Origin of the sequence: Mesorhizobium sp. B2-9-1 (assembly GCF_006439455.1) — a bacterium.
Lineage (GTDB): Bacteria > Pseudomonadota > Alphaproteobacteria > Rhizobiales > Rhizobiaceae > Mesorhizobium.
In genome coordinates this window covers 127,841-153,973 of record NZ_VFTP01000009.1, presented here as the reverse complement: position 1 = coordinate 153,973, position 26,133 = coordinate 127,841, and the positions used below count along the sequence as shown (strand labels likewise).

The window sequence follows — 26,133 nt, the reverse complement described above, 5'->3', positions numbered from 1 at the left end:
GCCGCCATGAAACTCAGGCCGCTGCCTTGAGCGACGCCTTCTGCATGGCGAAGGCCCAGTCGAGCCAGGGCAGCAGCGCTTCGACATCGGCGGTCTCGACGGTGGCGCCGCACCAGATGCGCAGGCCGGGCGGCGCATCGCGGTAGGAGCCGATGTCGTAGGCGACGCCTTCCTTGTCGAGCGCGGACACGATCCCCTTGGCGAAGGCCGCCTGGCCGTCGGCATCGAGCGCCGCCACTTGCGCGTCGGTGAAGGAGAGGCACACGGACGTGTTCGAGCGCGTCGCCGGATCGACGGCGAGATGACCGAGCCACGTTGACTTCTCAACAAACCGGTCGAGCACCGCGGCATTGGCGTCCGCGCGGGCGATCAGCGCTTCCAGGCCGCCGATCGACTTCGCCCACTGAAGCGCATCGAGACAATCCTCCACGCACAGCATCGACGGCGTGTTGATGGTCTCGCCCTTGAAGATGCCCTCGATCAGCTTGCCGCCCGAGGTCAGGCGGAAGATTTTCGGCAGCGGCCAGGCCGGCTTGTAGGTCTCCAGCCGCGCGACGGCGCGGGGCGACAGGATCAGCATGCCATGCGCGCCCTCGCCGCCCAGCACCTTCTGCCAGGAGAAGGTGACGACATCGAGCTTCTCGAAATCGAGCCTTTGCGCGAACGCCGCCGAGGTGGCGTCGCAAATGGTCAGACCCTTGCGGTTCGTGGGAATGAAATCGCCGTTCGGCACGCGCACGCCCGAGGTCGTGCCGTTCCAGGTGAAGACGATGTCGCGGTCGAAATCGACCTGCGCCAGGTCGGGCAGCTCGCCGTAGCCGGCCTCGAACTTGCGAACATCGGCGAGCTTGAGCTGCTTGACGACATCGGTCACCCAGCCGGAACCAAAACTTTCCCAGGCGACCATGTCGACGCCGCGCTCGCCAAGCAGCGACCAGAGCGCCATCTCGACCGCGCCGGTGTCCGACGCCGGCACGATGCCGATGCGATAGCCGGCGGGAACCTTGAGGATTTCGCGCGTCAGCTCGATAGCCTGCTCGAGCTTCGCCTTGCCGATCTTGGCGCGGTGCGAGCGCCCGAGCGCGGCGCCTTTCAGCGCCTCGACCGACCAGCCGGGGCGTTTTGCGCAGGGACCTGAAGAGAAATTGGGGTTTGCCGGACGGAGTCCGGGCTTGGTAAGCATCGTCATCGTGGTCTATCCTTCCAGATAGTGGCCCCTCGTTGGGGAGGGGTGGCCCACGGACGGCGATATGCGTTCAGGCTTCCGGCGTCAAGGGGAAAGTTTTTGTCGCAGCCAGGATACCAGGCGATCACGTGACTTCATGTGCAATAAAAAACGGCGGACCCAGGCCCGCCGTTGCAATTTCCAGATCCGCCATTCTACCAAAGGTCGTAGCGTAATCCGAGCTTGACCGTCTGGTAGTCGATGCCCTTGTGGATGTTGAAGGCGCCGCCGTCATACGCGACATATTTGGCGCCCGGCACCGAAAAATACTCGTAGCCGAGATCGACAGACACGTTTTGGGTCACCTGATAGGACAGGCCGCCACCGATCGAGTACGCAAGATTGAACTTGCCCTCGCTGTCGGTCTGGCCTTCGTACCCAGCGGGGTCGTCGCAGGAAAAACCGCCTGTACCGGCAGAATTAGGGGCAGTCTCAACGCAGTCGCGCGCACCTATGCTCCTATAGTATTTATTGTAGGCGAGACCGATGCCTCCGCCGAGATATGGGGTGATCCCGACATAAGTGCCCAGATCAACATAGCCGTTGGCCATGATGCTGTAGCCTTTGTTGGAGCCGTTATTGGTGAGGTCGCATGCCTGGGTGGCCGCGACGGAATTGATGGTGCCGAAACCATCGTCCACAAGCGTATGTCCGTCGCAGGTCGCCGCCAGCTTGGCGCTCTCTGTGAATTTGTCGGTTGGCAGAATGCCGCCGTTCAACTCGACCCGGAGATAGTCGTTGATGTGGTAGCCCATACCAATGCTACCAGTGAAAAGGCTCGCCTCATCGGTGAAGCTGTTAAGAGGGCCGGAGGATACCTCCTTGTGCTCGAACGGATGGCTGAAGGCATAGCCGACATCGCCGCGCAGATACCAGCCGGAGCCGACCTCGACCGGCTGGTAGTCCGGCGCCTGGTCGACATAGATCGGCGGATCGTAGTCGGCTGCGAGCGCCGGCGTCATCGGCAACAGGATGGCTGCGGCAAGCGCTGACGCGATACGCGATCTGGATATCATGGTCCCCGGCTCCTGAAATTGGCGCCAACCGCGAACGCGGGCGCCGTTTCAAGGAGCCATTGTTAACCATAGTGGTTAAGTGGCGGTTAAGGATAACAGCCAGTTACCGAATTGATTTCGATCAATATTTACCGGCGTTGCATAACAAAAACCGCCCGGCTGGCGCCGGGCGGCTGACGAACATCGGGATAATAAAGGCGATTACTTGGTGTAGATCGGTTCCGGTTCCGGCTGATAGGCAACCACCGGTGCGGCGCAGCCATTGTTGCCGCCGAACTGGTAGCGCAGGCCGCCGCGCACTTCATGGGTGTTGATGCCGCGATCGAAGCCAGGTCCGGTGCTGCTCACATCCCATTCGAACATGCGGCCGCCCTGGATATGGGTGAAGCGGTAGCCGGCGTCGAGGATCACCCTGTCGGTCAGGCAGTAGGACGCGCCGGCCATGAGAGCATAGGCAAAGCGCCAGTTGGAAGAGCCTGGGTTAGTCTCGGTGGTGTTCGGATCGTGGACCGTGTCCCACTTGACATGCGCGCCGCCGATGCCGGCGCCGACATAAGGCGTGACGCCGTGCCAAGTGCCGATATCGACATAGGCGTTGGCCAGCAGCAGCAGAGCGCTCATCTTCGACACTTCGGTCGAGGTCGAGACGAGGTCCGAGGTCTGGCCGTTGAAGTTCGACTTGAACCAGTAGTCGGCGGTCACGTCCGTGCGGAAGTAATCGTTGATCTTGTAGCCGACGCCGCCGCCGAGCGAGAAGCCGCCCTTGAGCTTGCCGAAATCGAAGCTCTTGCTGCCGGGCGTGACCGAGCAGTTACAAGGATCGACAGCGTAGGTCATGTAGTCGATGCCGCGCACGGTCGACTTGTGATAGTCGATGTCGCCGCGGATATACCAGCCGCCGATATCGATCGGCTGCTGCTCGACCACCGGCGGAGGCGCCTCCTCGATTTGCGGTTCGGGGAGGTCGGCCGCGAAGAGCGGTCCGGCCAAGCCCGCGAACAGCGCGGCAAGCAATGCCATTCTTGCTGTCTTGAACATTCTGTCACCCCTAAGAAGCCTCGGGACGACTCCCGCCCGAAGATGATTGACCTCGGGTTTGGATAATGAATTGCAAAGGTTAAAAGCCGTTTAACCGTACCGATTAACCACGAATCTATACAATTTTAGAGGGAAGGCCGTTGTCCGATCTGCGCGCCCGGTACCAAATAAGCCCGCCTTGGCGGCGGGCTTAGAGGAACTGCGGGACGGAGCTCAGGCGGCGCTGCGGGTGTCCTGCAGGATGCCGACGATGTCGTTGACGACCGCTTCGACCAGTTGCGGATCATCGCCCTCGGCCATGACCCGGATGAGCGGCTCGGTGCCGGAGGGACGGATCACGAGGCGGCCGGCCTTGCCAAGCCGGTTGCGCGCATCCTCGATGGCCGCCTTGACCGGCGCTTCCTCGAGCGGCTTGCCGCCGGAGATGCGGACATTCTTCAGAAGCTGCGGCACCGGCTCGAACTTCTTCGACAATTCGCTGACCGGCCGGTTCTGCCGCTTGATGCAGGCCAGCACCTGCAGCGCCGAGACCAGGCCGTCGCCGGTGGTCGAGAAATCGGACAGCACGATATGGCCGGACTGCTCACCGCCGACATTCAAGCCATGCGCGCGCATGTGCTCGACCACATAGCGGTCGCCGACCTTGGTGCGGTGCAGCTGCAGCTTCATGCCGCCAAGAAAGCGCTCCAGCCCGAGATTGGACATCACGGTGGAGACGACGCCGCCGCCGGCCAGCCTCCCGCTCTGGTGCCAGGACTCGGCGATCAGGGCCATGATCTGGTCGCCGTCGACGATGGTGCCGTTCTCGTCGACGATCACCACCCGGTCGGCGTCGCCGTCGAGCGCGATGCCGATATCGGCGCGCACCTCGTGCACCTTCTTCTGCAGGCCGGCCGGATGGGTCGAGCCGCACTCCTTGTTGATGTTGAAGCCGTTCGGCTCGACATTGATCGCCACCACCTCGGCGCCGAGTTCCCACAGCGCCTCGGGCGCCACCTTGTAGGACGCGCCGTTCGCGCAGTCGACGACGATCCTCAGCCCCGAAAGCGACATCGAGCGCGGCAGCGTGCGCTTGGCGAATTCGATATAGCGGTCATGCACGCCGTCGACGCGCTTGGCGCGGCCGAGCCCGTCGGAATCGGCGAGCGCCAGCTCGATATCCTTGTCGAGCATGCCTTCGATGCGTTCCTCGATCTCGTCGGAGAGCTTGTAGCCGTCGGGACCGAACAGCTTGATGCCGTTGTCGTAGTAAGGATTGTGCGAGGCCGAGATCATCACCCCGATGTCGGCGCGCAGCGAGCGCACCAGCATGGCGACCGCGGGCGTCGGTATGGGGCCGAGCAGGAACACGTCCATGCCGGCGGCGCACAGGCCCGCCACCATGGCGTTCTCGATCATGTAGCCGGAAAGCCGCGTGTCCTTGCCGAGCACGACGCGATGACGATGATTGCCGCGCTGGAAAGAGAGCCCGGCGGCCATGCCGACGCGCATGGCGACCTCGGCCGTCATCGGAAATTTATTGGCGCGTCCGCGGATACCGTCGGTGCCGAAATACTGACCTGCCATGTGTCTCAAAGTCCCCGTCGGTTTTTCAGCCGCCCGTATTGCCACAAATTGGGCCGCATCCGATCATCAAATTTCGTGATTGTATATTACCAATCCTTAGAAAAACATTGTAGCGGGCGGTGCGAGCGATTCGACAGCCTGTCACCACCTTTGACGTGGCGGCGCTATACCTGCCGGTGCGAGGCTCTTCGGTACCCCGCAAACCCTGGCTGGCGGCGAACCGGCAGGCAATTCATCACCTTATCGCGAATAACACACTTTGTGAGGGCGCCTGTGCCGGAAGCATCTGGCGCAACCGGACATTGAGAGCTATTGATTTGGCATAGGGACACTTATTGGCGGCAGCAAGGGAGAAAACGCCATGCTTATTCATAGACTTGCAGCTTTGACGGGTATCGCCGTCGCAACCTTGTTCCTGGCGGCGCCGGCCCACGCGCTGACCATGGCCGAGTGCAGCACCAAGTATAACGCGGCCAAGGATGCGGGAACGCTCGCCGGCCAGACCTGGAACCAGTTCCGCAAGGCCCAGTGCGGCAGCAACGCCACCGCGACCGACACCAAGGCCGCGACCGACACCAAGGCGGCGACCGATACGAAGGCCGCCGACACCAAGCCCGCCAAGAAGACGAAGGCGGCCGCCGCTGCCGACGACGCGGCCAAGGGCCTGAGCTCCAAGGAATGCAGCACCAAATACCAGGCTGCAAAATCCGCCGGCACGCTCAACGGCATGAAGTGGAACGACTTCCGCAAGGCCGAGTGCGGTCCTGGCGCAACCGCCGCGGCTGCCGCCCCGGCCACCGAAACCAAACCGGCCACGACGACCAAGACCTCGACCGCGGCTGCCGACGGCGGCAAGGGCCTGAGCATGGCCGAATGCAGCACCAAGTACCAGGCTGCGAAGACCGCCAACAAGCTGAACGGCATGAAGTGGAACGACTTCCGCAAGGCCGAGTGCGGCGCCGCCGCTGCCGACGACGACACCGTGCCTGCACCGACGGAAGCCACCTATACCAGCGAGCCGGCGAAGCCGAGCGTCGCTGCGCCGAAGGGCGTGACCTTCCCGAAGGCGATTTCGCCGAAATTCGCCACCGAGACCCCGGCCAAGGGCCGCATGCATACCTGCCTCGAGCAGTACTATGCCAACAAGGATGCCAACACGCTGAATGGTCTCAAGTGGATCCAGAAGGGCGGCGGCTTCTACAGCCTGTGCAATGCCAAGCTGAAGAGCTGATCGTTTAGTACCGATTGACGAAAGCCCGCGAGCCGCAAGGCTCGCGGGCTTTTTTGCCGGGCGCGATGTCTAAACCGGCCTAATTTCAAGCACCTGGTTTCGGTCGTTGCAGCAGTCCGACCAGACTAGAAAGATCGGCGTTGGCGTTACCGGCGGCCACTCCGCGTCGCATCAGGTCTTGCATCGGCAAGACGAGTTCGGCGCTGACTGTAGCCGACCTGGCGGCATCGACCAGATTGACATAGGCGTCCGCTTGCATGCCCAGATTGGAAACGACATTGCTGGTGTGATCGCCGCTGTCGATCTGTTCCGCCCATTTCGGCAGTCCGCCTTGCATTGCCTCAAGCCAGGCGGTCAGCAGCGGCATGAATTCGCGAGCCGGAATTCCGGCTTTGCCTGTCAGCGCCAACGCCTGCAGAACCCCCGCGAACAGGCCGTACATGCCGGCCAGAAGCGAGATGTCGTAGAGCGGTGCGAGGCCAGCGTCCTCGCCAAGATATCGACTGGCGCCAAGCGCATCGAGCCGTCCGGAATGAGTTTCGAATGCTTGCCTGGAGCCGCTATAAAGGATCAAGGCATGCTGCCCGCCAATCATCGGCGGCACCGCCATGATACCGCCATCGAGATAGTTGGCGCCGTGCCTGACGGCCCAGTCCGACATCGCCCGCGCCTGGTCGGGCGTACCGTTGGTGAGATTGACCAATGTGCGCCCCGAGAATGCGGCCGCGGCGGCGCCTAACGCCTCATGAACCGTGTCGTAGACCAGGAGGCATGCCACCATCAGCGGGCTCGATCTGACGGCTTCCTCGACATTCTTGGCCACGACAGCGCCTCTGGCCGCCAAAGCCTCCGCCTTTGCCGGGGAACGGTTCCACACGGTCACCTCATGCCCCTTATTCAGAAAGGCATGGGCAAGAGCCGTGCCCATGGCGCCGAGGCCGATTACTGCGATATCGCTCATCCTGCTTCTCCGTGGCTTGCTTGCGGGGTTCACGCCGGTATCGGGCTCAGATCCTGGCCAAGGCCGCCGTCGACGGTCAGCCGCGCACCCGTGGTGAAGGTGGCGTCAAAAGCCAAGAAAAGCACCGCACGTGCCACTTCCTCGGCCGTCCCGTGACGTTTCATCGGCGTGACGGCGTCGCCTATCTTCACGAAGGCCGCGCGCTCTTGGGCGGACGCGCCGGCGACACCCATCGTTGGTGTGTCGATGAACCCTGGGCTCACTACATTGACGCGGATCCGGCGAGGCAGGAGCTCGGCAGCGAGCACCTTGGCAAAGGCACGGAGCGCCGCCTTCGATCCGGAATAGACGCTCATGCCGCCGGTGCCGGATTCGTCGGCGATCGACGAGGTGAAGACGATGGCGCCGCCGTCCCTGATCAGCGGCAGCAGGCGCTGCGCGGTGAAGAAGGCGCCTTTGGCATTGACGTTGAAGGTGCGGTCATAGCTCGCCTCGGTGACATGCTCCACCGGTTCAAGATCGGCGACCCCGGCATTGATGTGAAGGAGGTCGATCTGCCCGAGCTTCTGTCCGACTTCCGCCCCGAGCGTAGCGATGTCGCCCATGGCGCTGATGTCGGACTGCACGACGTGGGCGCGAGAAAACAGCTTCTCGCGCGCGGCCTCGATATTGCGTTGATCGCGGCCGGTGATCAGGACTTCGGCGCCGCCTTCGACGAGGAGCTCGGCGACAGCCATGCCCATGCCGTGTGTGCCGCCGATCACCACGGCCTTCTTGTTCGTGTGTCGCGTCATGATTTCTCTCTTTTGACAATATCCGTCCGCCAACGGCCTTTGCAGACCGAAGCACGCTACCGATATGATGTTGTGGTGTTCGCCGGTTTCCGACGATGCCAGGAAGCTATGGACCGGCCGAGCTTTTCTCAAGTACCGACAAAAAAGTAAGGTACCCACCGATTGCTCAGAACTGGATGAAACATGGGAAAGAGACAGCCAAATAGTTGCGGACTAGGCCCTGCGCTCGAAGCGATCGGCGGCAAATGGAAGGCGTTGCTGCTCTGGCAGTTGCACAAGGCCCCGGCACGATTCGGTGAGCTGAAGCGCCTTGTGCCCGAAATCAGCGAAAAGATGCTGATTCAGCAGCTGCGCGAGATGGAAGCCGATGGCCTCGTCAATCGCGAAATCTTCGCGGAAGTGCCGCCGAGGGTCGAATACTCGATCACCGAATTCGGCGTCGAGCTGGACAATGCGCTGATCCCGCTGGCCAGATGGGGCAAAGAATATGCCGGCCGCGCCGCCAGGCCGCGCCAAGGCAAGGCAAGCGCACTCGCGCCGCAGACCCTCTGAGGTGGCTCTAATGCATGTCGCCCAGAAGTGCGCAGCGGTTCTGGGACAACGACATGCAGCAAAACAAGACTTAAAGCGCGTCGCCTGAATCCGGTTCAGCGCGACGCGCTTTAGATCGCTTCAGACAAAAGAACGCCGCGGGTTTGAAGCCGCGGCGTTCTTTTACAATTCATAAGCTGGTCAGCTCGACGGCTGCGGCTCCATGCCGCCTTCGGGCTCAGGGCCTTTCTTGCGGCGGCCGCCGGTGCCGGCCTTCGGCACGGCCGAGCCGCGGCTGGGCGGGGTGTCGTCGCCGAGGTCGCGGGCGGGCTTGTTGCCCGCGATCAGCTGCTTGATCTCGTCGCCGGACAGCGTCTCGTATTCGAGCAGTCCCTCGGCGAGCGCGATCCATTCCTTCTTCTTCTTGGTCAGGATGGTCTTGGCGGTCGAATAGGCGTCGTCGATCAGGCGCCGCACCTCGGCGTCGATGATCTGCGCCGTCTCTTCCGAGATGTTCTGGGTGCGCGCCACCGAATGGCCGAGGAAGACCTCTTCCTGGTTGTCGCCATAGGCGACGTGGCCGAGCTTGTCGGAGAAGCCCCAGCGCGTGACCATGGCGCGCGCCAGCTTGGTCGCCTGCTCGATATCGGAGGAGGCGCCCGACGTGATGTTCTCCTTGCCGAACTTGAACTCTTCGGCGACGCGGCCGCCCATCATGATCGCAAGCCGCGAGATCATGTACTTGTAGCTCATCGAATAGCGGTCGCCTTCCGGCAACTGCATGACCATGCCGAGCGCGCGGCCGCGCGGGATGATGGTTGCCTTGTGCAGCGGATCGGCCGACGGCACGTTGAGCGCCAGGATCGCGTGCCCGGCCTCGTGATAGGCGGTCAGCTCCTTCTCGGCCTGCGTCATCGCCGACGAGCGGCGCTCGGCGCCCATCATGATCTTGTCCTTGGCGTCCTCGAACTCGGCCATGGTGACGAGCCGCTTGTTGCGGCGCGCCGCCATCAGCGCGGATTCGTTGACGAGGTTCATCAGATCGGCGCCGGAAAAGCCCGGTGTGCCGCGCGCAACCACCTTGAGGTCGACATTGGGCGCCAGCGGCACGTTGCGCACATGCACCTTGAGGATCTTCTCGCGGCCGACGATGTCGGGGTTCGGCACCACGACCTGGCGGTCGAAACGGCCGGGCCTCAGCAGCGCCGGGTCGAGCACGTCGGGCCGGTTGGTGGCGGCGATGAGGATGATGCTCTCGTTGGACTCGAAACCGTCCATCTCGACCAGCAGCTGGTTCAGCGTCTGCTCGCGTTCGTCATTGCCGCCGCCGAGGCCGGCGCCGCGATGGCGGCCGACGGCATCGATTTCGTCGATGAAGATGATGCAGGGCGCGTTCTTCTTGGCCTGGTCGAACATGTCGCGCACGCGGCTTGCGCCGACGCCGACGAACATCTCGACGAAGTCCGAGCCGGAAATGGTGAAGAACGGCACGTTGGCTTCACCGGCGACCGAGCGGGCGAGCAGCGTCTTGCCGGTGCCGGGCGGGCCGACCAGGAGCACGCCGCGCGGGATCTTGCCGCCGAGGCGCTGGAACTTCTGCGGATCGCGCAGGAACTCGACGATCTCTTCGAGATCCTCCTTGGCCTCGTCGACGCCGGCGACGTCCTGGAAGGTGACGCGGCCATGCGCCTCGGTCAAAAGCTTGGCCTTCGACTTGCCGAAGCCCATGGCGCGGCCGGAGCCTGATTGCATCTGGCGCATGAAGAATATCCACACGCCGAGGATCAGGATCATCGGCAGCCACGAGATCAGATAGCCGAACAACGAATTGGAGCCGTCGGTCTCGGGCTTGGCGGTGATGGTGACGTTCTTGTCCTGCAGCCTGGAGACCAGCGACGGATCGCCGGGCGAATAGGTCTGAAAGCCGTTGGCGTTGTCCGTGTAGTTGCCGAAGATGCGGGCGCCGGCGATGGTCACGCTTTTGACCCGCCCCGACGCGACGTCCTGCAGGAACTGCGAATAGGCGATATCCGTGGTGGCGCCGCGCGTCTGCGGCGTCTGGAAAAGATTGAACAGGGCTATGAGCAGGACCGCTATGATCGCCCAGAGCGCGAGGTTGCGATAATTCGGATTCATCTATTGTCCCGTTGGCGTCCGCGCGCGGACCCGCGATGATGGATTAGCTTGGGCCTAACATAGGGAGAGCGCCCCCCCTTGCCAAGCAGAACAGCACGTATCGGTTAAGCTTTCGCCCACCCTCGGCCATCATCATGGCGGCGGAATGGCAGTGCCGGCAACGGCGGCGCGCCGACCAGGGCCGCCGCGGCGGCGGCGGGCTCGATGTCGAAGGATGGCAGGAAGCGCGCGAAAGGAGCCACCGCCGGAGCGATCGAGACCGATCGCGAGCCGGCATTGCCGCCCGCAAGAGCAAGACATTTGCCGGCGGACCATAGCGCGGGCTCCGCGGCAAGCGCGGCGCGCGAAAGGCTCGGCGGGATATCCTGGCTCAAGGGCGCTTTCCCGGCGGCGGCCCCCAGCGGCGCGATCACCAAGTCGCCCGGCCCGTCTTTCAAAGTGATGCGCCGCCGATTGTCCCAGAGCCGGTTGTGCTGCGGTGGCGCGGCTGCAGGCAGGTCGCGGTTCTCGCGGCGAAGGAAAATGCCGGTTCGTCGCGCATCGATAACCGTCCGCGACAATGTGGCGCGAAACGGAGTGGACCGCAGGCGGGAAAGCAGCGCAGCGCAGCGCGTCTCGTCGGCGAGAAACGAGACGCCGCCGATGGCGGCCAACAGGATGCGCAGCGCATGGATGACAGCTTGGTCATCCTCATTTCCGGCAAACTCGCGATCGAGGCGGATGAGGCCCGGAACCGGCCTGCCGGCAAAGGTGTCGATGAGCGTGGCGGCGCGGCGGCCGACGTCCCGGCGCTCGAAAGCCGCCTGGCCGGCCCGTGCCAGCGCCTGCGCGATACGCTGTTCGCCGTCGCCCTGCGCGAGCTTCGCCCGCACGCGCGGCCGCTCGAAATGGGCATCGGCATTGGTCGGGTCCTCGATCCAGCCGATGTCGCGGGCCCGCAGCATCTCGCGCAGTGCCGCGCGCCTTGTGCCAAGCAGCGGCCGGACGATCCATGTCCGCCAGTCGAACAGCGTGGCGGGCGCCATGCCGGCGAGGCCCCGGCCCTCGTCGTCGCGCGCCTGCCGCATCAGCACCGTCTCGGCCTGGTCGTCGGCGGTGTGGCCGGTCAGGATCAGCTTGATGCCTTCGGCGCCGGCAGCTTCGGCAAGCAGCCGATAGCGCGCCTCGCGCGCGGCGGCCGCCAGACCGGTCGCCGGCTTGTCGCCGCGCCAGGCAAGAATGCGATGCGCGATGCCGCGATCGGCGCAGAAGCGTTGAACGAGCCGCGCCTCAGCGGCCGAGTCCGGCCTCAGCCCATGATCGACGGTCACCGCGAGCAGCCTGGCGGCCGATGCGGTCCGGTCGAGGTGATCTTTGAGGAGAAGGAGAAGAGCGGTCGAGTCACTGCCGCCGGACACGGCCGCAACGGCGCCGCTCGAAAGATCCAGGTCGGAGAAAAGGCAGTCCAAAAGGTCAGGTTTGCTGTCGAGCGTCAGCACGACGCCAGGGCCCTTTCCTGCTTGATGCGTTCTTTGAGCGCGCCGGAAACATCGGGATAGCGCTTGCCGATTTCACCGAAGGTGGCGCAGGCGACGTCGTTCTGCTTCAGGCCGACCAGCGAAACGCCGAGCTTGAGCAGCATGTCGGGAGCCTTCTTGGCCTTCGGATAGTCCTTGCTGGCGGCGAGGAAGACTTCGGCCGCGTCACGGTATTTCTGCTGCCCGAGCAGCGACTCGCCCAGCCAGTAATGCGCATCAGCCGCCTTGGCGTCCTTGGGGAAGCGGGAAATATGGTCGCGAAAACCCTGCTCGGCGGTCGGATAATCGCCCGACAGGATGAATTGGTAGGAATTGCGATAGAGCTCGTCGGGATCGTTTGTCGACGGCAGGGCCGCCACTTCGGTGCCGCCGGACTTGCTCTTCTTGGCCGGCGTCTCGGCGGGAGGAGCGCTTGCGGTGGCCGCGGGAGCTTCCGCCGGCGCGCTGGCCTGCGGGCCGGTCTCGGCGTTGACCACGTTGCCGTTCTTGTCGACGGTGATGGTGCCGAAATTCTTCGGCGGCGCGCCGGTGATCAGCTTACCGGGATCGCCGGTCTGCGATTCCACGATGACATCGCCAACGCTTTTGCCGCCGTTTTGCGCGCCGGTGCCGGCCGGCGGCTGCGTCGCCGGGGCCTGGGCGACGCCGTTGTCGGTTCCGGCGTCGCCGGTGCCGGATTGACCGGTGCCGGCATCGCCGAGATTGGTGTTGCCGTCATGGCTGTTCCCGTCCTGGGGCGCGGCTTCCGATTTCTTCTGCCCGGCCGGCTTGGCGCCTCCTTGGCCCTCGAGTTGCTGGAAACGGAACTCATTGTCTTCCTGCTGCTTGCGGATCTGTTCCTGCATCTGCAGGATCTGGAAATTCATCTCCTCGATCTTGCCGTTCAGCTGACGCAGTTGGTCTTCCAGACCAGTTACGCCGGCGCCGCCCTCCTGTTGCGCGACCTGCGCCTGTTCCGGCTTCTTCTTGTCGCCGAAGATGCCGAGCGTAGGCAGATGGAAGGTGAACCCGCTGTCGGCGGCCGGCCCGGCACTGTCGGCCGGCGCGGCAAGGCTTGGGAGGCTTGATACGAGCAGCAGCGCAAGCGTGCCGCTCAGGACCGTTCTGAAGTGCATTCTGTCTCTCGCGGTGGGTGTTGGCCTGATGCGCCTTTCCAAATCAAACAAGGGAGGAAGCGCCCTCGCGCTCATAGCAGGACGCGAGACTTCGGCCAAATTTTGTTTCGGTTTGTTGCAAAGGAAAAAGGCGGCCCTGAGGCCGCCTTTCATTTTTGGTATGTTGTATTTTTGTCGCCCGGGACGCCGAGCGCCCTTACCGAAAATCGACCCCGATCTTCGGTGTCATGCGTCAGGAGCCGGCGCCGGAAAGCGTGGTGACGGCGCGGCGGTTCTGCGACCAGCAGGAGATGTCGTCGCAGACCGCGACCGGACGCTCCTTGCCGTAAGAGATCGTCTTCAGGCGGCCGGCGGAGACGCCCTTGGAGACCAGGAAGTCGCGCGTGGCGGCGGCGCGGCGGGCGCCCAGCGCCAGGTTGTACTCACGCGTGCCGCGCTCGTCGGCATGGCCTTCGATGACGATCGCATACTGGCGATACTGGTTCAGCCACTGCGCCTGGCGGGCCAGCGTGGTCTGTGCGTCGGCGCGGATCGACGAGGAATCGGTGTCGAAGAAGATGCGGTCGCCGATGTTGACGGTGAAGTCCTGCGCCGAACCGGGCGTCGCGGCTCCGGCACCGTTGAGGCCGAGATCGGCCGCGCTGTTCGGGGTCTTCTTCGAGGCGCAACCGGTAATGGCGAGCGCCATCACGAGAGCGATCATCGCTGGGTTTCTGGTAAGTGCTGCGATACGGCCCATGCCGCCTCTCCTTCGCATATGAGTGATTTCGTTGATCACCCAGTAACCACGTTTGGGTTAACCGGCATTCAAGAAACACGGTTAATGTTTGGTTTCGAGCCGCCGTCCGCGACTGCTTGCCCCGCGCTTTACGAAGGGGCGACACTGCGCGCGGACCGTAGGCGGAAATGCGGCCAAAACATGGAAAAAGAGGGAATTGGGGAACTGGGGAATTGAAGAATTGGAGAAAGAGGTCACTTCAGCGACCCTCTGAGATTCACCAGCATCCCATAGATCTGGTTGTAGGATCGTAGCCACTCGTCAAGCTGTGTCTTTGAAATGTATTCGAGGTCGAAGGCATAGGAGATCCATGTCTCGACTTCGCTACACGACCCCATAGCCATTGAAATGAAGCGAGCGAATTCGGCTTTGGAATGAGGCTGCTTGGCAAAGCCCTCCGACAAATTAGCGCAGATAGCCTTGCTGGAGCGACGCAACTGATCGGCTAGCGCGTATTGCTCGATCTTCGGAAAGGCCAGCGTGGCTTTGTGAATTTCAAGAGAAACTGCGTAGGCCCGCTTATAGACCTGCAGGTCCCTGGCGCGTCCAACGTAGCGTCCCTGCTTCTCCATTTCTTCAGTTCTTCAATTCCCCAATTCCCCAGTTCCCCAATTCCCTTCCCCTCACTCAAGCAACGGCGACCAAGCCGGGTCCGACGCATAGTTCGCCGTCGGAATCTGCTGCTCGTTGCGGCCGGTGAGATCGACCGAGACCAGCTTCGGGCCGCCGGCGGAGTCGCGGAAGAACATCAGCACGCGGCCGTTCGGCGCCCAGGTCGGACCCTCCTGCTGGAAGCCGGAGGACAGGATGCGCTCGCTCGAGCCGTCGGTTTTCATGACGCCGATCTGGAACTCGCCGCCGCTCTGCTTGGTGAAGGCGATGAGGTCGCCGCGCGGCGACCAGACGGGCGTCGAATAGACGCCGTCGCCGAAGGAGATGCGGTGCGGATTTGAGCCGTCCGCGCCCATGACATAAATCTGCGAACGGCCGCTGCCGCCGCCGCGGTCGGAAGTGAAGACGATCTGCGAGCCGTCCGGCGAATAGGAGGGAGAAGTGTCGATCGCGGTCGAATCGGTGAGCCGCGTCGTCGAGCGGCTCCTCAGATCCATGGCGAAGATGTTGGAGTTGCCATCATCGCGCAGCAGGCTCATGATCACCTTCTGGCCGTCGGGCGAGAAGCGCGGCGCGAACGTCATGCCGGGAAAGTTGCCCACCAGCTCGCGCTGTCCGGTCTCGATCTGCAGCAGATACACCTTCGGCTGCCCGCTTTCGTAGGACATGTAGGTGATTTCCTGCCGGTTCGGCGAAAAACGCGGCGTCAGAACGATCGCGCGGCCGTCCGACAGGTAGCGTATGTTGGCGCCGTCCTGGTCCATGATGGCGAGCCGCTTCTTGCGGGCGTTCTTGGCGCCGGACTCGTCGACGAAGACGACGCGCGTGTCGAAATAGCCTTTTTCGCCGGTGATCCGCTCATAGATGGCGTCGGCAATGATATGGGCGACGCGCCTGGTGTTGGCGTCGTTGGCGAAGAACTGCTCGCCCGCCATCTGCTGGCCCGCAAACGTATCCCACAACCGGTACTGGGCGCGGATGCGGCCGTCGGCTTCCTTGCCGACGCTGCCGGTGACCAGCGCCTGCGCGTTGATCACCTTCCAGTCGTCGAAGCGCGGCGTGGCGTCCGGGCCGGAAATCTTCTCGATGAAGGCGCTCTTGTCGATCGGCGCGAACAGGCCGGAGCGCTTCAGGTCGGCGGTGACGATCTCGGTGATCTGCGCGCCCAGCGCATCATTCGACTGGAAGTCCGTGATGGCGATCGGCAGCGGTTCGACATTGCCCTTGTTGACGTTGATCTCGACGAGAGCCCATGCCGGCGCGGCAGCGCCAACGAGAGAACCCAGCGCTATTGTCGCGACCATCAGGAGCGGCTTGAGGGTGAATTTCATATCTTCTCGCTTCTCTTCGCTGATTGTGCGGAGGGCAGGCCTCAGAGGCCAAGCATTTCCCTCGGATCGAAAGTGACCTTGATCTGCGCCCAGATGTCCTGTTTTCCGGGAGGAACCTGCAGGCCGGCCATGTTGCATTTCTGGATAGCGCGCACCGCGCTTTCGTCGACCTGGCGGTTTCCGCTCGATTTCTCGACGACAGGCCGGCCGTCCAGCTTGCCGGAGGCGTCGAGATTGAACGAGATCACGGCGATGAGATCGTCCGAGGCTTCCATGCCCGCCGGGAAGGTCCAGCAACCCGCAAGCTGATCGCGCAGGGCCCCTTCCTCCGACTTCGACAGCTTCTGGCCCTGGTCCTTTTCGCCGCCGAGCGAGGCCTGCTGCGTCGAGCGCTTGGCGCCGCCGCCGGACGGCTTCTGCTTGTCCAGCAGGGCGGAAATCTCATCGGCATTGAACTGCTTGTCGTCCGACTTCGGCTTGGAAGACGCTTCCTTCACCGGCTTGTCGGCGTCCTTGCGGTCCGGCGCCTTGGCGCTTTCGGCCTGGGCCGGCTGCGGCTTCGGCCGCGCTTCCGGCGCAGGCGCGGAGTCTGGAAGCTTGGCCTCGTCGGTGGGTTGCTGCTGGGTGATCGCCTCGGCGACGGCGTCGGGCTTCACCTCGTCCTTCGGGATAGCGGCGGTCGTGTCCTTCGGCGGCGTCGGTGTCGGCTGCTTGGCCGGCGTCGGCTTGGGCTCCGTCTGCTTGACCGGCTCGGGCTTGACCTCTTCCTTCGGCGTCGGCGTCGGCGCGACTTCCGTTGCCGGGATCGGCTTCGGCTTTTCCTGCGGCTTCGGCACGTCCTCGACCGCTGGCTTCTCGGTCGGCGTCGGTGCGGGCGGCGGCGCCGCCGTCTTCTCGACCGGCTTCGGCTTGGCTTCGTCCGTCACCGGCTTGTCGGTATCGACGGTGTTCTCGCCGACCTTCTGTGCATTGGGCACGACGTCCGGCCGCTTGGTCGGCAGCGGCGCCGGTTTTTCATGCATCACCGACTTCTTGTCGCCCTGCAGCGTCTGCGGCACGGCTTCCATCGGCACGATGTCGACCGCCACCGACTCCACGTCGGCCGCCGGCATGGCAGGTGGCGACGACAGCGTGAACAGCCCGAAGGCCAGCGCCACCGTATGCAAGATCACCGATGAGGTGAGGCCGGTCCGCATTTGGCGTCTACTGATCCTGTTCCTGCAGCGAGACCAGGCCGATATTCTTGTAGCCGGCCGCCGAAATGCGGGCCATCACCTTCATCGCCGTACCGTAGTCGGTCGACTTGTCGCCGCGGATGAAGATGCGTTCGTCGTAACCGGTCTTCGAGATCGCCTGCAGCTTGGCTACCAGCTCCTCGATCGGGATCTCGGTCTCCTGCAGGAAAATCTTGCCCGTCGAGTCGATCGAAACGGTGATCGGCTGCGTGTCGATATTCATCGCCTTGGCCTGCGTGTCCGGCAGGTCGATCGGAACCCCGACGGTGAGCAGCGGCGCCGCGACCATGAAGATGATCAACAGCACCAGCATCACATCGACCATCGGCGTGACGTTGATTTCGGACATCAGGGCATGGTGACGGCCGCGCCGCCTATGGCCGCGTCCGCCTCGCCCCGAGCCACTTGCGCCTGCAGCAGACATCCCCATGATCGTTCCTCAGCCCTTCTGCGCTACTTTTTCATCGATTTGGCGCGAGAGTATGGCGGAGAACTCGTCCGCGAAGCCTTCCATGCGCATGCCGATCTTGTTCGCGTCCGACGACAGCTTGTTGTAGGCGATGACCGCGGGAATGGCCGCGAGCAGGCCGATCGCGGTGGCGAGCAGCGCCTCAGCGATACCGGGCGCCACCACCGAAAGGCTGGTGTTCTTCGAGGCGGCGATCGCCTGGAACGACGTCATGATGCCGATGACGGTGCCGAACAGCCCGATGAAGGGTGCGGCCGAGCCGGTGGTGGCGAGGAAGCCGAGCCGACCCTCCAGCTTCTCCATCTCGCGCGTCAGCGCCAGATCCATCGCCTTGTCGATGCGGGTCTGCAGCGCCAGCGCCGATTTCGCGCCCTTTTCGAAACTCTTCTTCCATTCGCGCATGGCGGCGACGAAGATCGCGCCCATGCCGGTGGTCTTGCGATCGGCCAGCGTCCGGTAGAGATCCTCCAGCGACTGGCCCGACCAGAACACCTGCTCGAAGCGGTTGAGCGCCAGCCGCATGCGGCTATAGGCGACGAGCTTGTCGATGATGATCGCCCAGGTCCAGATCGAGGCGCAGAGCAGGCCGATCATGACCAGCTTGACCACCCAGCCGGCCTGCATGAACAGGGCCCAGAGCGACAGATGCGCGCCCGGTTCGGCGAGTGCGATATTTTCCATGACTTACGTCCTTAAGATTTTCCGGGCATCGCTGGCGGCTGGCCCATGGGCATTCCTTTGGTCCGATCGCGCGAAGCTAGAAGCTTGCGGGATAGCCCCGAATGCACCGTTTCGCGGCCTTTTCGAGGCAAATATTGGTGAAAGGAAGGCGCACGGATTGCGCCAATCTTCGCCAATTCCTTCATGAACCGTTATGGTTAAGGATGGGTTAGGGCATCAGGCGCGGCGCATTGCCGCGCATGGCCGCGGCCAGCCGGCGAGACGCGACGCAGGGCAAGGTGGGATTCAGGTCAGGCTGAGCCCGCCGTTCGCAGGCCAGCCTCACCTGAATATCAGCTTGGCCGAGGCATGAAGGCCGCGATCCATTCCTTCGGGAAACGCTTTGGCCGGCCGCTTTCGCCGACGATCGCCGCTTCGACCTTGGCCTCGACCAGCACGTCGCCGCCGCGCTTCAATTGCTGGCCCATGAAGATGCGGGCGCCGGAAATATCGTCGGTGCGCGTGTCGATGGTTAGGATATCGTCCATGCGCGCCGGCGAGCGGAAGTCGATCTCCATGCGCCGCACCACCCAGACGATGCGCTCGCCATGCTTGCCGTCCAGGAGTTCGGTGTGATGGACGCCGGTCAGCCTCAGATAGTCGGAGCGCCCGCGTTCGAGGAATTCGAGATAGCGCGCATGATAGACGACGCCGGAGAAATCCGTGTCGGCATAGTAGACCCTCGCCATCAGCCGGTGGCCGAAATCCGTCAGCGCGCCGGAAAGCCCTGCGCCGAGCGCCGCCGATTCACCATGATCGTCCATCGCGCTTTCCTTTTCAGGCCCGAACAGGCACCTAAAGCCCTCGGGCTTTAGGCATTTTTCTGTGCGTGTCGTTGTCCCAAAAACCGCTGCACGCTTTTGGGCGACACGCACTGTTTTCGCGCGGGAACGGGATGGCATTGTTGGGCACGATGATCAAGACCTTGATGGCAGCGCTGCTTGCGCTTGGCCCGTTAGCGTTGCCCGCCGCAGCGGCGACCTTCTCGATGAAGCGCGGCCTCAATCTCGACCAGTGGGTCACCTGGCCGGCCGAGGACAGATGGGGCGAGCGCGAGGCGATCCTGCCTTATCCGGAATGGCGCAAATTCCTCAAGGAGGACGACCTCAAGGCGCTCAAGGGCGCAGGCCTCGACTTCCTGCGCATGCCGGTCGATCCTTCGCCCTTTCTTTCGGACCGCACCACGGCCCTTCGCGACGACCTCTATGCCAGTGTGCTGGACTCCGCGCGCATGATCAACCGTGCCGGCCTGAAGGTGATCGTCGACCTGCATCTGATCCCCGCCGGCGGCAACCGCAAGATCGGCATGAGCGAGGTGGTGCATGACCCGGCCGTCTTCGATGCCTATGCCGAGCTGGTGCGCAAGATGGCGCGGACGCTGGCAAAGGAGGACCCGAAGCTTGTCGCGCTGGAACTGATGAACGAGCCGCTGGTCGATTGCGACGAGAACGGCACCAACCTTTGGCCCGACCGTCAGAAGCAATTGTTCGCCGTCGCGCGCGCCTCCGCCACCAGGCTGACGCTGGTGCTGAGCGGCGGCTGCTATTCGAACGCGGAGTCGCTGGCCAGGATCGATCCCAAGGCGATCGCCGATGACAACATCATCTGGGCTTTCCACGCCTACGATCCGTTTCTTCTGACGCATCAGGGCGCAAACTGGGCCGGCGACTTCATTCCCTATGTCACCGGCCTGTCCTACCCGTTGACGGCTGTCCCGAAGGCGCAACTCGACATGACGCTCGACACGATCCGCGAGCGGATCAAGGCCGAGGCGCCTTGGGCGCGGCGGAGCGGCCTGCTCGCCTATCTCGACGAGCAGGTGGCGACGATGGACAGCCCTGAAAAGCTGCTTGGCGTGATGGATGCGCCGTTCGCGACGGTCGACGCCTGGGCGAAGGCCAACGGCGTCAAGCCGCAGGACATCACGCTCGGTGAATTCGGCATGATCCGCAAGGAATACGGCAACAGCTTCGTCATGCCGGCCGCATATCGCGCAGCCTATGTGCGCGACATGATCGCCCGCGCCGAGGCGCATGGCTTTTCCTGGTCGGTGTGGAGCTATGGCGGCGCCTTCGGCGTGGTCGACGCCTTCGATGGCGAGAAGGCCGAGCCGGACGTGATGAATATGATCAGGTCGCTGCGCTGAGGCAGCGGGCCGGGGCGACACGCCTCAGCCCAGATCGATCTGCAGGATTTCCGGCCGCACCCCGAGACGCACCGGCAGAATGCTGAAGCCCAGCCCGCCCGACACGATCAGGTTCCGGTCATTCTCCACGACATGACCGTAGGCGAAGCGATTGCCATAGTCCGAAGGCACGACCGGCGAATAGCCGAACAGCCGCACCTGTCCGCCATGCGTGTGTCCGGACAGTGTCAGCGACACCCGCTCCGGCACCTTCGTGAAAATGTCGGGCTCGTGTGCAAGCAGGATGATCGGCTCGCTGCCCTGGATCTTGGCCAAGGTGCCCGGGAGATCGTCGAAGCCCTGGAAACTGTCACGGCCTTTGGCCTTGTTCGGCAGCAGCGCCAACTGATCGGCTAGCCCGGCGATCCAGAAACCATGCCCGTCCTTTTCCAGCCGCACGACGTCGTTTTCCAGCACCGGGATGCCGACATGCTCGAGCGCCTTGCGCGACTGGGTCGGGCCGGCTTCCGCTCGCTGGGCGAAGAAATCCGTCCACCAATCGTGATTGCCGAGGATCGACAGCACGCCGAGCGGCGCCTTCAGCCCCGACAAAGCCTCGGCCCACTCCTCCACCCGCACCCGGCCGGTCACCAGCTTTGTCCCGGCGGTATAGTCACCGAGCAGCACGATCAGATCCGGCTGCAACGCGTTGGCCTGCTCGGCAAGCGCTGTGATCCGTTCCGGCGTCATCCAGGGCCGGCAGGAGTGGATATCGGCCAGCGCCACGACGCGCAGCTTAAGCCCGGCCGGCCAGTGCGGCGGCGTCAATGTGTAGCGCTTCACATGGGTGAGCAGCATCGGCTCGATGCCGACCGCATAGGCGCTGAGCGACACCATGGCGAAGGCCGAGCCGCCGACAAGGCGCAGGAAAGCGCGTCTGGTGATCATAGGTCGCCCCAAGCCCTAGGATTGCGTCAGATAGCCTATCTTAAAGGATGCAATTGCGCCCTCAGTCGGGCCGAGCCGCGCAGATTCTGCGCAGATCGGCCATTGCGCCGCCGAAACGGCGAACAAATCTGCGTTACTCCTCCTGGAACAGGCTGATCTGCTGCTGGGCGATGTCCCTCGGCGGGTCGAGGCCGAGATGGCGCCAGGCGTTGGCGGTCAGCACGCGGCCGCGCGGCGTGCGCTGGATGAAGCCCTGCTGGATCAGATAAGGTTCGATGATGTCCTCGATCGCGTCGCGCGGCTCGGAGAGCCCGGCCGCGATCGTCTCGATGCCGACCGGACCGCCGCCGAAATTGCGCGCGATCATCGACAGATAGCGGCGGTCGAGCGCGTCGAGGCCGAGCGCATCGACCTCCAGCCTGGTCAGCGCCTCGTCGGCGATCCTCCTGTCGACATGACCGTCGCCGGCGACCGAAGCAAAATCGCGCACCCTGCGCAGCAGCCTGCCGGCGATGCGCGGCGTGCCGCGCGCGCGGCGCGCGATCTCCACCGCCCCATCGTCGCCGAGCGGCATCGACAGGATGCGGGCGCCGCGGCGCACGATCTGCTCCAGCTCCTCGACCGTGTAGAAATTGAGCCGGACCGGAATGCCGAAACGGTCGCGCAACGGATTGGTCAGCAGGCCGAGCCTCGTCGTTGCCGCGACCAGCGTGAAACGGGCAAGGTCGATCTTGACCGAGCGCGCCGCCGGCCCCTCGCCGATGATGAGATCGAGCTGGAAATCCTCCATTGCCGGATAGAGGATTTCCTCGACCGCCGGGTTGAGGCGATGGATCTCGTCGATGAAAAGGACGTCGCGCTCCTCGAGATTGGTCAGCAGCGCCGCGAGATCGCCGGCCTTGGCGATGACCGGACCCGAGGTCGAGCGGAAATTGACGCCGAGCTCGCGCGCCATGATCTGCGCCAGCGTCGTCTTGCCGAGCCCCGGCGGCCCGACGAACAGCACATGGTCGAGCGCCTCGCCGCGGCTCTTGGCGGCATCGACGAAGACCTTGAGATTGGCACGCACCGCCGCCTGGCCGACGAACTCGTCGAGCGACTGCGGCCGCAAGGTCTGGTCGGCATCCTCACCGCGCTTGTCGGGGGCAATGAGGCGGGGCGAAAGGGTCATGCCGCGCCCTTTGTGCGCGGCGCAACTCCGACAATCTGAAGGCCAACCGCGTCCCTTACCGCAGCATCGACTTCTTCCAGCGTGGCTGGACCGCCGAACGGATCGCCTAGAAACCCAGCAAGGTCAGCGAATTCAAGGTTGCGCGGCGTACCGATCAGACGGCCGTCCATGACCGTCAAGGCAGCCCTGTCGCCAGCCTTGAGCGACAGCACGTCGCGAACATGCTTTGGAATCGTCATCTGCCCCTTGGAAGTCAGCTTTGCATCTGCGCCCATATTCCTATTTGGGGCAAATGTCACCGCGCCAATTCCTTCAGGCCGAAGCGGATCAGCTTGGACGCGTCCGCGCCCTCGCCGGCCGATTTCAGTGCAGCCGCGACCGCGTTCGCGGCGATGTCGCGCGAATAACCGAGATTGACGAGCGCCGAGACCGCATCGGTGATCGGCGCGGCCGCGACGCCTTCGCCAAGCTCCTGCTTGAGGCCGATCGTGCCTGTGGCCGCGCCCGCATAGGCAGGCGCCTTGGTGCGCAATTCGGTGACGATGCGCTCCGCCACCTTCTTGCCGACGCCGGGCGCGCGGGAGACCATGGCGATGTCGCGCAGCGCGATCGCGTTGGCGAGGTCGGCCGGCGCCAGCGTCGACAGGATGGCCAGCGCCACCTTGGCGCCGACGCCCTGCACATTGTTCATCAAGAGGCGAAACCACTCGCGCTCCAGCCCGGTCTGAAAGCCATAGAGCCGGATCATGTCCTCGCGCACATAGGTCTCGATGAACAGCACCACCGCCTCGCCGGGCGAGGGCAGCGCGGCCAGCGTGCGCACCGAGCAATGGGCGACGTAGCCGACGCCATGCACGTCGATGACGCAGCTATCCTCGTCGATCTCGTCCAGCGTGCCTTTCAGCTTGCCGATCATGGATAAGCTCTCTTACGGGTGGGTGTCGGGCGCGATAAGCGTGACATCGGGAAAGTATTTTCTGAAACCTGTCGGATCGCGCGTAAGAATGGGATAGCCTCTGATGACGGCATGAGCACCGATCAAAAAATCGGGCATGACCCTCTCGCGCGGCCCTCCTTGCCGACGATAGAGCAAAAATGCCCGCGACGCCGCGAAGGCAGCTTCGAATGGCAACCCCTCACGTCGGTATTCATCTTCGGACAACACATCATCGACTTCTTCGATTGTCTCGTAGCGTATCGAGAACTCTGCATAGATGATCTGATTGATGACGAGGCTGCCGCGCTTGCGGGCAGCCTCTATTTTCGGCCGCGACCATTTCAGCCAGACAGGATCGCGGACCGCGACATCGATAAGCACATTGGTATCGACGAGCGTCGCCAAGATCAGCGATCCCTCGTCAGCGCCATGACGTCATCGGCATTCATCGTCTGATCGCCACTCCCCTCCAGCCGATCAAGCGCTGCGAGAAAACTGGCAAGCCGTTCACGATCTGCCAGCCGTCCCTTGTCGTGCCGGGGCGTGATCGTGATCTTTCCGCCCTCAATGCCGAAAATGACTTCGCTGTTGGCGACAATGCCGAATGTCTCGCGCAGATCGCGAGGAATGGTCACTTGGCCCTTGCTGGTCACTCGCATTGAAATATCCTTTCTTACAAGTAAGGAATATTCCAACAGACGGAACAAGTCAAGAACAACACTACCCGGCCAGCGCGGCCATCCGGTAGGCGACGCTCTGGCGGTGATGCGCGTGGCAGATGGCGATGGCCAGAGCGTCGGCGGCGTCGTCGGTGTCGAAGACAGCCTTCGGCATCAGCACCTTCACCATCATGTGGATCTGCTTCTTCTCGCCGTGGCCGACGCCGATCACCGCCTTCTTGACGGCATTGGGCGCATATTCGGCGACCACCAGCCCGGCGCGCGCCGGCACCAGCATGGCGATGCCGCGCGCCTGGCCGAGCTTCAACGTCGCCGTCGCATCCTTGTTGACGAAAGTCTGCTCGACCGCAGCCTCATGCGGCATGGCCTGGTGCAGCACCTCGGCCAAGCCGTCATGCAGCTGGCAGAGTCTTGTCGCCAGCGACTCCTTCTCGTCGGATCGCACCGTGCCGGATGCGATGAAGCGCAGCGAATTGCCCACGCTGTCGATAATACCCCAGCCGGTGCGCCTCAGGCCCGGATCGATGCCGATGATGCGAATCGCTTCCCCCATGCGCCAAGTCTAGCCGTGGCGGCAAGCGATGCCAGCAAAATGTGAACAAACCGGAAACAATTGCGATCTCAGCGATTCGCCGAAACGGTGAGACGCTCTAATTCGTCACGCGGCGGATGGTTTTCGACAGCCGCGTGAGAAATGCCGGCCTGGACGATGCGACCAGTTTCCACGCCAGGACTGCATTGCCCATGCGCCGCGGCAGGATGCCGATGCAAAGGAACCAGGCCGCCAGAGCAGCCCGCCGCCGCCAAGATGCGTTCATTTCCAGACTGGCGGCCGCGCCCGCTCTTGCCAGTCCCAGCCGCGAGTCGGTTGCAACCGGATGCTGGGGTTCGTCGACGCAGAGCGAAGCCAGCCGCTCTTCCAGATGCACCGGGTCGCGAAGGCCGGCATCCGGCGGCACGGTCAAGCCGATCTCGGCCGCCCGGCCGGACAAGGCTTCGAGACGCCGGAAATCATGCTGCACGCGCCAACGCGCCCGCTCGGCAAGCTTTTCGGCAAAGATCGAATGATTGGAGCCGTGGATGCGGTAGGCGCCAAGGCAGGTGTCGATGGATTTCACCTCTCCGTGCAGCGGCGCGAGCGTTGCGAGATAGCCGTCGGCGCCTTGCCGGAAATCGCTTTCAGGCATCGGCATTATCGTTTCCAGCGCTTCGCGGTCGAACGCCAGCCCGCTTGTCACCGTCGTGCGGTACCGCCCCTTGCGCAGCAATTCCGGCACGACGTCGCCTGAATCGAACGGCTGTTCCGGCGGTGGAAAGACATCCTTGATATGCTGGTCCTCATCAACGAGATGCAATCTGAATTGCGCTTGGGCGACATCCGCGTCCCACTCGTCCAACACCTCTGAGACGGCGTTCGGATAGAGATAGTCGTCGGCGTCGAGGAAAAGAACGATCTCCCCGGTGCTCGCCTCGAACCCGGTATTGAACGCAGCCGCATGCCCGCCATTCCTACGCCTCAGGCACGAGCGGATTTTGTCGCCATAGGACTCGATGACGGCCACCGACGCATCCGTCGATGCGTCATCGACGACGACGACCTCGACATTTCGGTGGTCCTGCTCCAACGCGCTGTCGATGGCGCGTCCTAGAAACTGTTCGTAGTTGTAGTTGGGGATGATGATCGATACCGGGATGCGGTCCAATGGCGAATGCACGGGATCAAGCCTCGCAATCTGCTTTGGTCACAGTGACGGTGGTTTTCTTGCAGAACCGGCTCGGGTCGACCCGGCTGCGGCGAACGGCTCCAACTAGGGGGCCATCGCTTCAAGGCAAGGGGTGATTTTCTCGAAGGCCGGCACTGCCTTTAACGCGAGACGGCTACCGCAATATCGAAGAGCGGTCGTGGTCGCAGGCGTTCGACCTGCGGCCAGGTCGCGGCTCGCCAAATCGCGGCTCGCAAAAATCACGGCTCGAACAAGGGATGCCGGTTCCGGCTC

27 protein-coding genes are annotated in these 26,133 nt (G+C 63.5%); 3 read left to right on the top strand and 24 right to left on the bottom strand.

The genetic code is table 11. The annotated features are described in order from the left end of the window. Positions 1-13: 13 nt before the first annotated feature. From FJW05_RS17845 to glmM, 4 genes are all read right to left on the bottom strand, one after another. Positions 14-1,189, bottom strand: a complete 1,176-nt coding sequence (locus tag FJW05_RS17845) for a phosphoserine transaminase (protein ID WP_140634434.1) — start codon at positions 1,187-1,189, stop codon at positions 14-16. 191 nt (positions 1,190-1,380) lie between these two features. Further along, positions 1,381-2,241, bottom strand: a complete 861-nt coding sequence (locus FJW05_RS17840) for an outer membrane beta-barrel protein (RefSeq protein WP_140634433.1) — start codon at positions 2,239-2,241, stop codon at positions 1,381-1,383. Positions 2,242-2,442: 201 nt separating this feature from the next. Then, positions 2,443-3,279 carry an outer membrane protein gene (locus tag FJW05_RS17835; RefSeq protein WP_140546025.1) on the bottom strand — a complete coding sequence of 279 codons (837 nt, stop codon included), beginning with the start codon at positions 3,277-3,279 and terminating at the stop codon, positions 2,443-2,445. 213 nt (positions 3,280-3,492) lie between these two features. After that, positions 3,493-4,845: a phosphoglucosamine mutase gene (gene glmM, locus FJW05_RS17830; protein ID WP_140634431.1), complete on the bottom strand. Its 1,353-nt coding sequence runs from the start codon at positions 4,843-4,845 to the stop codon at positions 3,493-3,495. A 361-nt stretch (positions 4,846-5,206) separates the two neighbouring features. On the opposite strand from glmM, the gene FJW05_RS17825 reads away from it, so the two are divergent. Continuing rightward, positions 5,207-6,076, top strand: coding sequence for a hypothetical protein (locus tag FJW05_RS17825; protein WP_140634429.1), 870 nt, complete (start codon positions 5,207-5,209; stop codon positions 6,074-6,076). An 85-nt stretch (positions 6,077-6,161) separates the two neighbouring features. On the opposite strand, the gene FJW05_RS17820 is transcribed toward FJW05_RS17825, so the two are convergent. Both FJW05_RS17820 and FJW05_RS17815 read right to left on the bottom strand, forming a co-directional pair. After that, entirely contained in the window at positions 6,162-7,037 is an 876-nt protein-coding gene (locus FJW05_RS17820) for an NAD(P)-binding domain-containing protein (protein ID WP_140634427.1), read from the bottom strand. A 29-nt stretch (positions 7,038-7,066) separates the two neighbouring features. Beyond that, positions 7,067-7,831, bottom strand: coding sequence for an SDR family oxidoreductase (locus tag FJW05_RS17815; RefSeq protein ID WP_140634425.1), 765 nt, complete (start codon positions 7,829-7,831; stop codon positions 7,067-7,069). Positions 7,832-8,014: 183 nt separating this feature from the next. Between FJW05_RS17815 and FJW05_RS17810 the strand changes: the two genes are divergently transcribed. Further along, entirely contained in the window at positions 8,015-8,383 is a 369-nt protein-coding gene (locus tag FJW05_RS17810) for a helix-turn-helix domain-containing protein (RefSeq protein ID WP_140634423.1), read from the top strand. Between the two features lie 180 nt (positions 8,384-8,563). Here FJW05_RS17810 and ftsH read toward each other — a convergent pair whose 3' ends face one another. The 10 genes from ftsH to ybgC all read right to left on the bottom strand — a co-directional run bounded on the left by ftsH (position 8,564) and on the right by ybgC (position 19,039). Next, positions 8,564-10,498 (bottom strand): ATP-dependent zinc metalloprotease FtsH, encoded by a 1,935-nt coding sequence (gene ftsH / locus FJW05_RS17805; RefSeq protein WP_095767284.1) that lies wholly within the window; start codon positions 10,496-10,498, stop codon positions 8,564-8,566. Positions 10,499-10,602: 104 nt separating this feature from the next. Beyond that, a complete protein-coding gene (gene tilS / locus FJW05_RS17800; protein ID WP_140634421.1) occupies positions 10,603-11,976 on the bottom strand; it encodes a tRNA lysidine(34) synthetase TilS in 1,374 nt (457 codons plus the stop codon). Continuing rightward, positions 11,970-13,130 (bottom strand): tol-pal system protein YbgF, encoded by a 1,161-nt coding sequence (gene ybgF / locus FJW05_RS17795; protein ID WP_140634419.1) that lies wholly within the window; start codon positions 13,128-13,130, stop codon positions 11,970-11,972. Before ybgF ends, tilS begins: the two co-directional genes overlap by 7 nt. Positions 13,131-13,362: 232 nt before the next feature. Then, positions 13,363-13,869: a peptidoglycan-associated lipoprotein Pal gene (pal, locus tag FJW05_RS17790; RefSeq protein ID WP_095767281.1), complete on the bottom strand. Its 507-nt coding sequence runs from the start codon at positions 13,867-13,869 to the stop codon at positions 13,363-13,365. A 233-nt stretch (positions 13,870-14,102) separates the two neighbouring features. Beyond that, a complete protein-coding gene (locus FJW05_RS17785; protein ID WP_140634417.1) occupies positions 14,103-14,480 on the bottom strand; it encodes a four helix bundle protein in 378 nt (125 codons plus the stop codon). 51 nt (positions 14,481-14,531) lie between these two features. Continuing rightward, positions 14,532-15,824, bottom strand: a complete 1,293-nt coding sequence (tolB, locus tag FJW05_RS17780; protein ID WP_246673510.1) for a Tol-Pal system beta propeller repeat protein TolB — start codon at positions 15,822-15,824, stop codon at positions 14,532-14,534. A gap of 68 nt (positions 15,825-15,892) precedes the next feature. Then, positions 15,893-17,047, bottom strand: coding sequence for a cell envelope integrity protein TolA (locus FJW05_RS17775; protein ID WP_140634413.1), 1,155 nt, complete (start codon positions 17,045-17,047; stop codon positions 15,893-15,895). A gap of 7 nt (positions 17,048-17,054) precedes the next feature. Beyond that, on the bottom strand, positions 17,055-17,510 hold the full coding sequence (gene tolR, locus FJW05_RS17770; RefSeq protein ID WP_140634411.1) for a protein TolR: 456 nt from the start codon (positions 17,508-17,510) through the stop codon (positions 17,055-17,057). Between the two features lie 15 nt (positions 17,511-17,525). Beyond that, positions 17,526-18,236, bottom strand: coding sequence for a protein TolQ (gene tolQ, locus FJW05_RS17765; RefSeq protein ID WP_095767277.1), 711 nt, complete (start codon positions 18,234-18,236; stop codon positions 17,526-17,528). 332 nt (positions 18,237-18,568) lie between these two features. Next, positions 18,569-19,039, bottom strand: coding sequence for a tol-pal system-associated acyl-CoA thioesterase (gene ybgC / locus FJW05_RS17760; RefSeq protein WP_140634409.1), 471 nt, complete (start codon positions 19,037-19,039; stop codon positions 18,569-18,571). A 131-nt stretch (positions 19,040-19,170) separates the two neighbouring features. Here ybgC and FJW05_RS17755 point away from each other — a divergent pair, with 131 nt between their 5' ends. Continuing rightward, on the top strand, positions 19,171-20,421 hold the full coding sequence (locus FJW05_RS17755) for a cellulase family glycosylhydrolase (RefSeq protein ID WP_140634407.1): 1,251 nt from the start codon (positions 19,171-19,173) through the stop codon (positions 20,419-20,421). 24 nt (positions 20,422-20,445) lie between these two features. Here the strand turns inward: FJW05_RS17755 and FJW05_RS17750 are convergent, their stop codons facing one another. The 8 genes from FJW05_RS17750 to FJW05_RS17715 form a co-directional block, all read right to left on the bottom strand. Next, a complete protein-coding gene (locus FJW05_RS17750) occupies positions 20,446-21,348 on the bottom strand; it encodes a metallophosphoesterase (RefSeq protein WP_140634405.1) in 903 nt (300 codons plus the stop codon). Between the two features lie 133 nt (positions 21,349-21,481). Beyond that, a complete protein-coding gene (gene ruvB, locus FJW05_RS17745; protein ID WP_140545985.1) occupies positions 21,482-22,519 on the bottom strand; it encodes a Holliday junction branch migration DNA helicase RuvB in 1,038 nt (345 codons plus the stop codon). Beyond that, complete coding sequence (locus FJW05_RS17740) at positions 22,516-22,818, bottom strand: AbrB/MazE/SpoVT family DNA-binding domain-containing protein (protein ID WP_246673504.1); 303 nt, start codon at positions 22,816-22,818, stop codon at positions 22,516-22,518. Before FJW05_RS17740 ends, ruvB begins: the two co-directional genes overlap by 4 nt. Then, positions 22,815-23,435: a Holliday junction branch migration protein RuvA gene (gene ruvA, locus FJW05_RS17735; RefSeq protein ID WP_140634403.1), complete on the bottom strand. Its 621-nt coding sequence runs from the start codon at positions 23,433-23,435 to the stop codon at positions 22,815-22,817. The genes FJW05_RS17740 and ruvA overlap by 4 nt, the downstream gene beginning before the upstream one ends. A 12-nt stretch (positions 23,436-23,447) precedes the next feature. Next, positions 23,448-23,861 carry a type II toxin-antitoxin system VapC family toxin gene (locus FJW05_RS17730; RefSeq protein WP_140634401.1) on the bottom strand — a complete coding sequence of 138 codons (414 nt, stop codon included), beginning with the start codon at positions 23,859-23,861 and terminating at the stop codon, positions 23,448-23,450. A 2-nt stretch (positions 23,862-23,863) separates the two neighbouring features. Then, entirely contained in the window at positions 23,864-24,115 is a 252-nt protein-coding gene (locus FJW05_RS17725) for an AbrB/MazE/SpoVT family DNA-binding domain-containing protein (RefSeq protein ID WP_140545982.1), read from the bottom strand. Positions 24,116-24,176: 61 nt separating this feature from the next. Beyond that, entirely contained in the window at positions 24,177-24,689 is a 513-nt protein-coding gene (gene ruvC, locus FJW05_RS17720) for a crossover junction endodeoxyribonuclease RuvC (protein ID WP_140545981.1), read from the bottom strand. A gap of 97 nt (positions 24,690-24,786) precedes the next feature. Next, entirely contained in the window at positions 24,787-25,851 is a 1,065-nt protein-coding gene (locus FJW05_RS17715; RefSeq protein WP_140634399.1) for a glycosyltransferase, read from the bottom strand. Positions 25,852-26,133 lie beyond the last annotated feature (282 nt).

What these genes read in the sequence shown, in the direction of transcription:
- FJW05_RS17845 (WP_140634434.1), bottom strand. Translation starts at nt 1,189, where the DNA reads ATGACGATGCTTACCAAGCCCGGACTCCGTCCGGCAAACCCCAATTTC.
- FJW05_RS17840 (WP_140634433.1), bottom strand. Translation starts at nt 2,241, where the DNA reads ATGATATCCAGATCGCGTATCGCGTCAGCGCTTGCCGCAGCCATCCTG.
- FJW05_RS17835 (WP_140546025.1), bottom strand. Translation starts at nt 3,279, where the DNA reads ATGTTCAAGACAGCAAGAATGGCATTGCTTGCCGCGCTGTTCGCGGGC.
- glmM (WP_140634431.1), bottom strand. Translation starts at nt 4,845, where the DNA reads ATGGCAGGTCAGTATTTCGGCACCGACGGTATCCGCGGACGCGCCAAT.
- FJW05_RS17825 (WP_140634429.1), top strand. Translation starts at nt 5,207, where the DNA reads ATGCTTATTCATAGACTTGCAGCTTTGACGGGTATCGCCGTCGCAACC.
- FJW05_RS17820 (WP_140634427.1), bottom strand. Translation starts at nt 7,037, where the DNA reads ATGAGCGATATCGCAGTAATCGGCCTCGGCGCCATGGGCACGGCTCTT.
- FJW05_RS17815 (WP_140634425.1), bottom strand. Translation starts at nt 7,831, where the DNA reads ATGACGCGACACACGAACAAGAAGGCCGTGGTGATCGGCGGCACACAC.
- FJW05_RS17810 (WP_140634423.1), top strand. Translation starts at nt 8,015, where the DNA reads ATGGGAAAGAGACAGCCAAATAGTTGCGGACTAGGCCCTGCGCTCGAA.
- ftsH (WP_095767284.1), bottom strand. Translation starts at nt 10,498, where the DNA reads ATGAATCCGAATTATCGCAACCTCGCGCTCTGGGCGATCATAGCGGTC.
- ybgF (WP_140634419.1), bottom strand. Translation starts at nt 13,130, where the DNA reads ATGCACTTCAGAACGGTCCTGAGCGGCACGCTTGCGCTGCTGCTCGTA.
- pal (WP_095767281.1), bottom strand. Translation starts at nt 13,869, where the DNA reads ATGGGCCGTATCGCAGCACTTACCAGAAACCCAGCGATGATCGCTCTC.
- FJW05_RS17785 (WP_140634417.1), bottom strand. Translation starts at nt 14,480, where the DNA reads ATGGAGAAGCAGGGACGCTACGTTGGACGCGCCAGGGACCTGCAGGTC.
- tolB (WP_246673510.1), bottom strand. Translation starts at nt 15,824, where the DNA reads ATGGTCGCGACAATAGCGCTGGGTTCTCTCGTTGGCGCTGCCGCGCCG.
- FJW05_RS17775 (WP_140634413.1), bottom strand. Translation starts at nt 17,047, where the DNA reads ATGCGGACCGGCCTCACCTCATCGGTGATCTTGCATACGGTGGCGCTG.
- tolR (WP_140634411.1), bottom strand. Translation starts at nt 17,510, where the DNA reads ATGTCTGCTGCAGGCGCAAGTGGCTCGGGGCGAGGCGGACGCGGCCAT.
- tolQ (WP_095767277.1), bottom strand. Translation starts at nt 18,236, where the DNA reads ATGGAAAATATCGCACTCGCCGAACCGGGCGCGCATCTGTCGCTCTGG.
- ybgC (WP_140634409.1), bottom strand. Translation starts at nt 19,039, where the DNA reads ATGGACGATCATGGTGAATCGGCGGCGCTCGGCGCAGGGCTTTCCGGC.
- FJW05_RS17755 (WP_140634407.1), top strand. Translation starts at nt 19,171, where the DNA reads ATGGCATTGTTGGGCACGATGATCAAGACCTTGATGGCAGCGCTGCTT.
- FJW05_RS17750 (WP_140634405.1), bottom strand. Translation starts at nt 21,348, where the DNA reads ATGATCACCAGACGCGCTTTCCTGCGCCTTGTCGGCGGCTCGGCCTTC.
- ruvB (WP_140545985.1), bottom strand. Translation starts at nt 22,519, where the DNA reads ATGACCCTTTCGCCCCGCCTCATTGCCCCCGACAAGCGCGGTGAGGAT.
- ruvA (WP_140634403.1), bottom strand. Translation starts at nt 23,435, where the DNA reads ATGATCGGCAAGCTGAAAGGCACGCTGGACGAGATCGACGAGGATAGC.
- FJW05_RS17725 (WP_140545982.1), bottom strand. Translation starts at nt 24,115, where the DNA reads ATGCGAGTGACCAGCAAGGGCCAAGTGACCATTCCTCGCGATCTGCGC.
- ruvC (WP_140545981.1), bottom strand. Translation starts at nt 24,689, where the DNA reads ATGGGGGAAGCGATTCGCATCATCGGCATCGATCCGGGCCTGAGGCGC.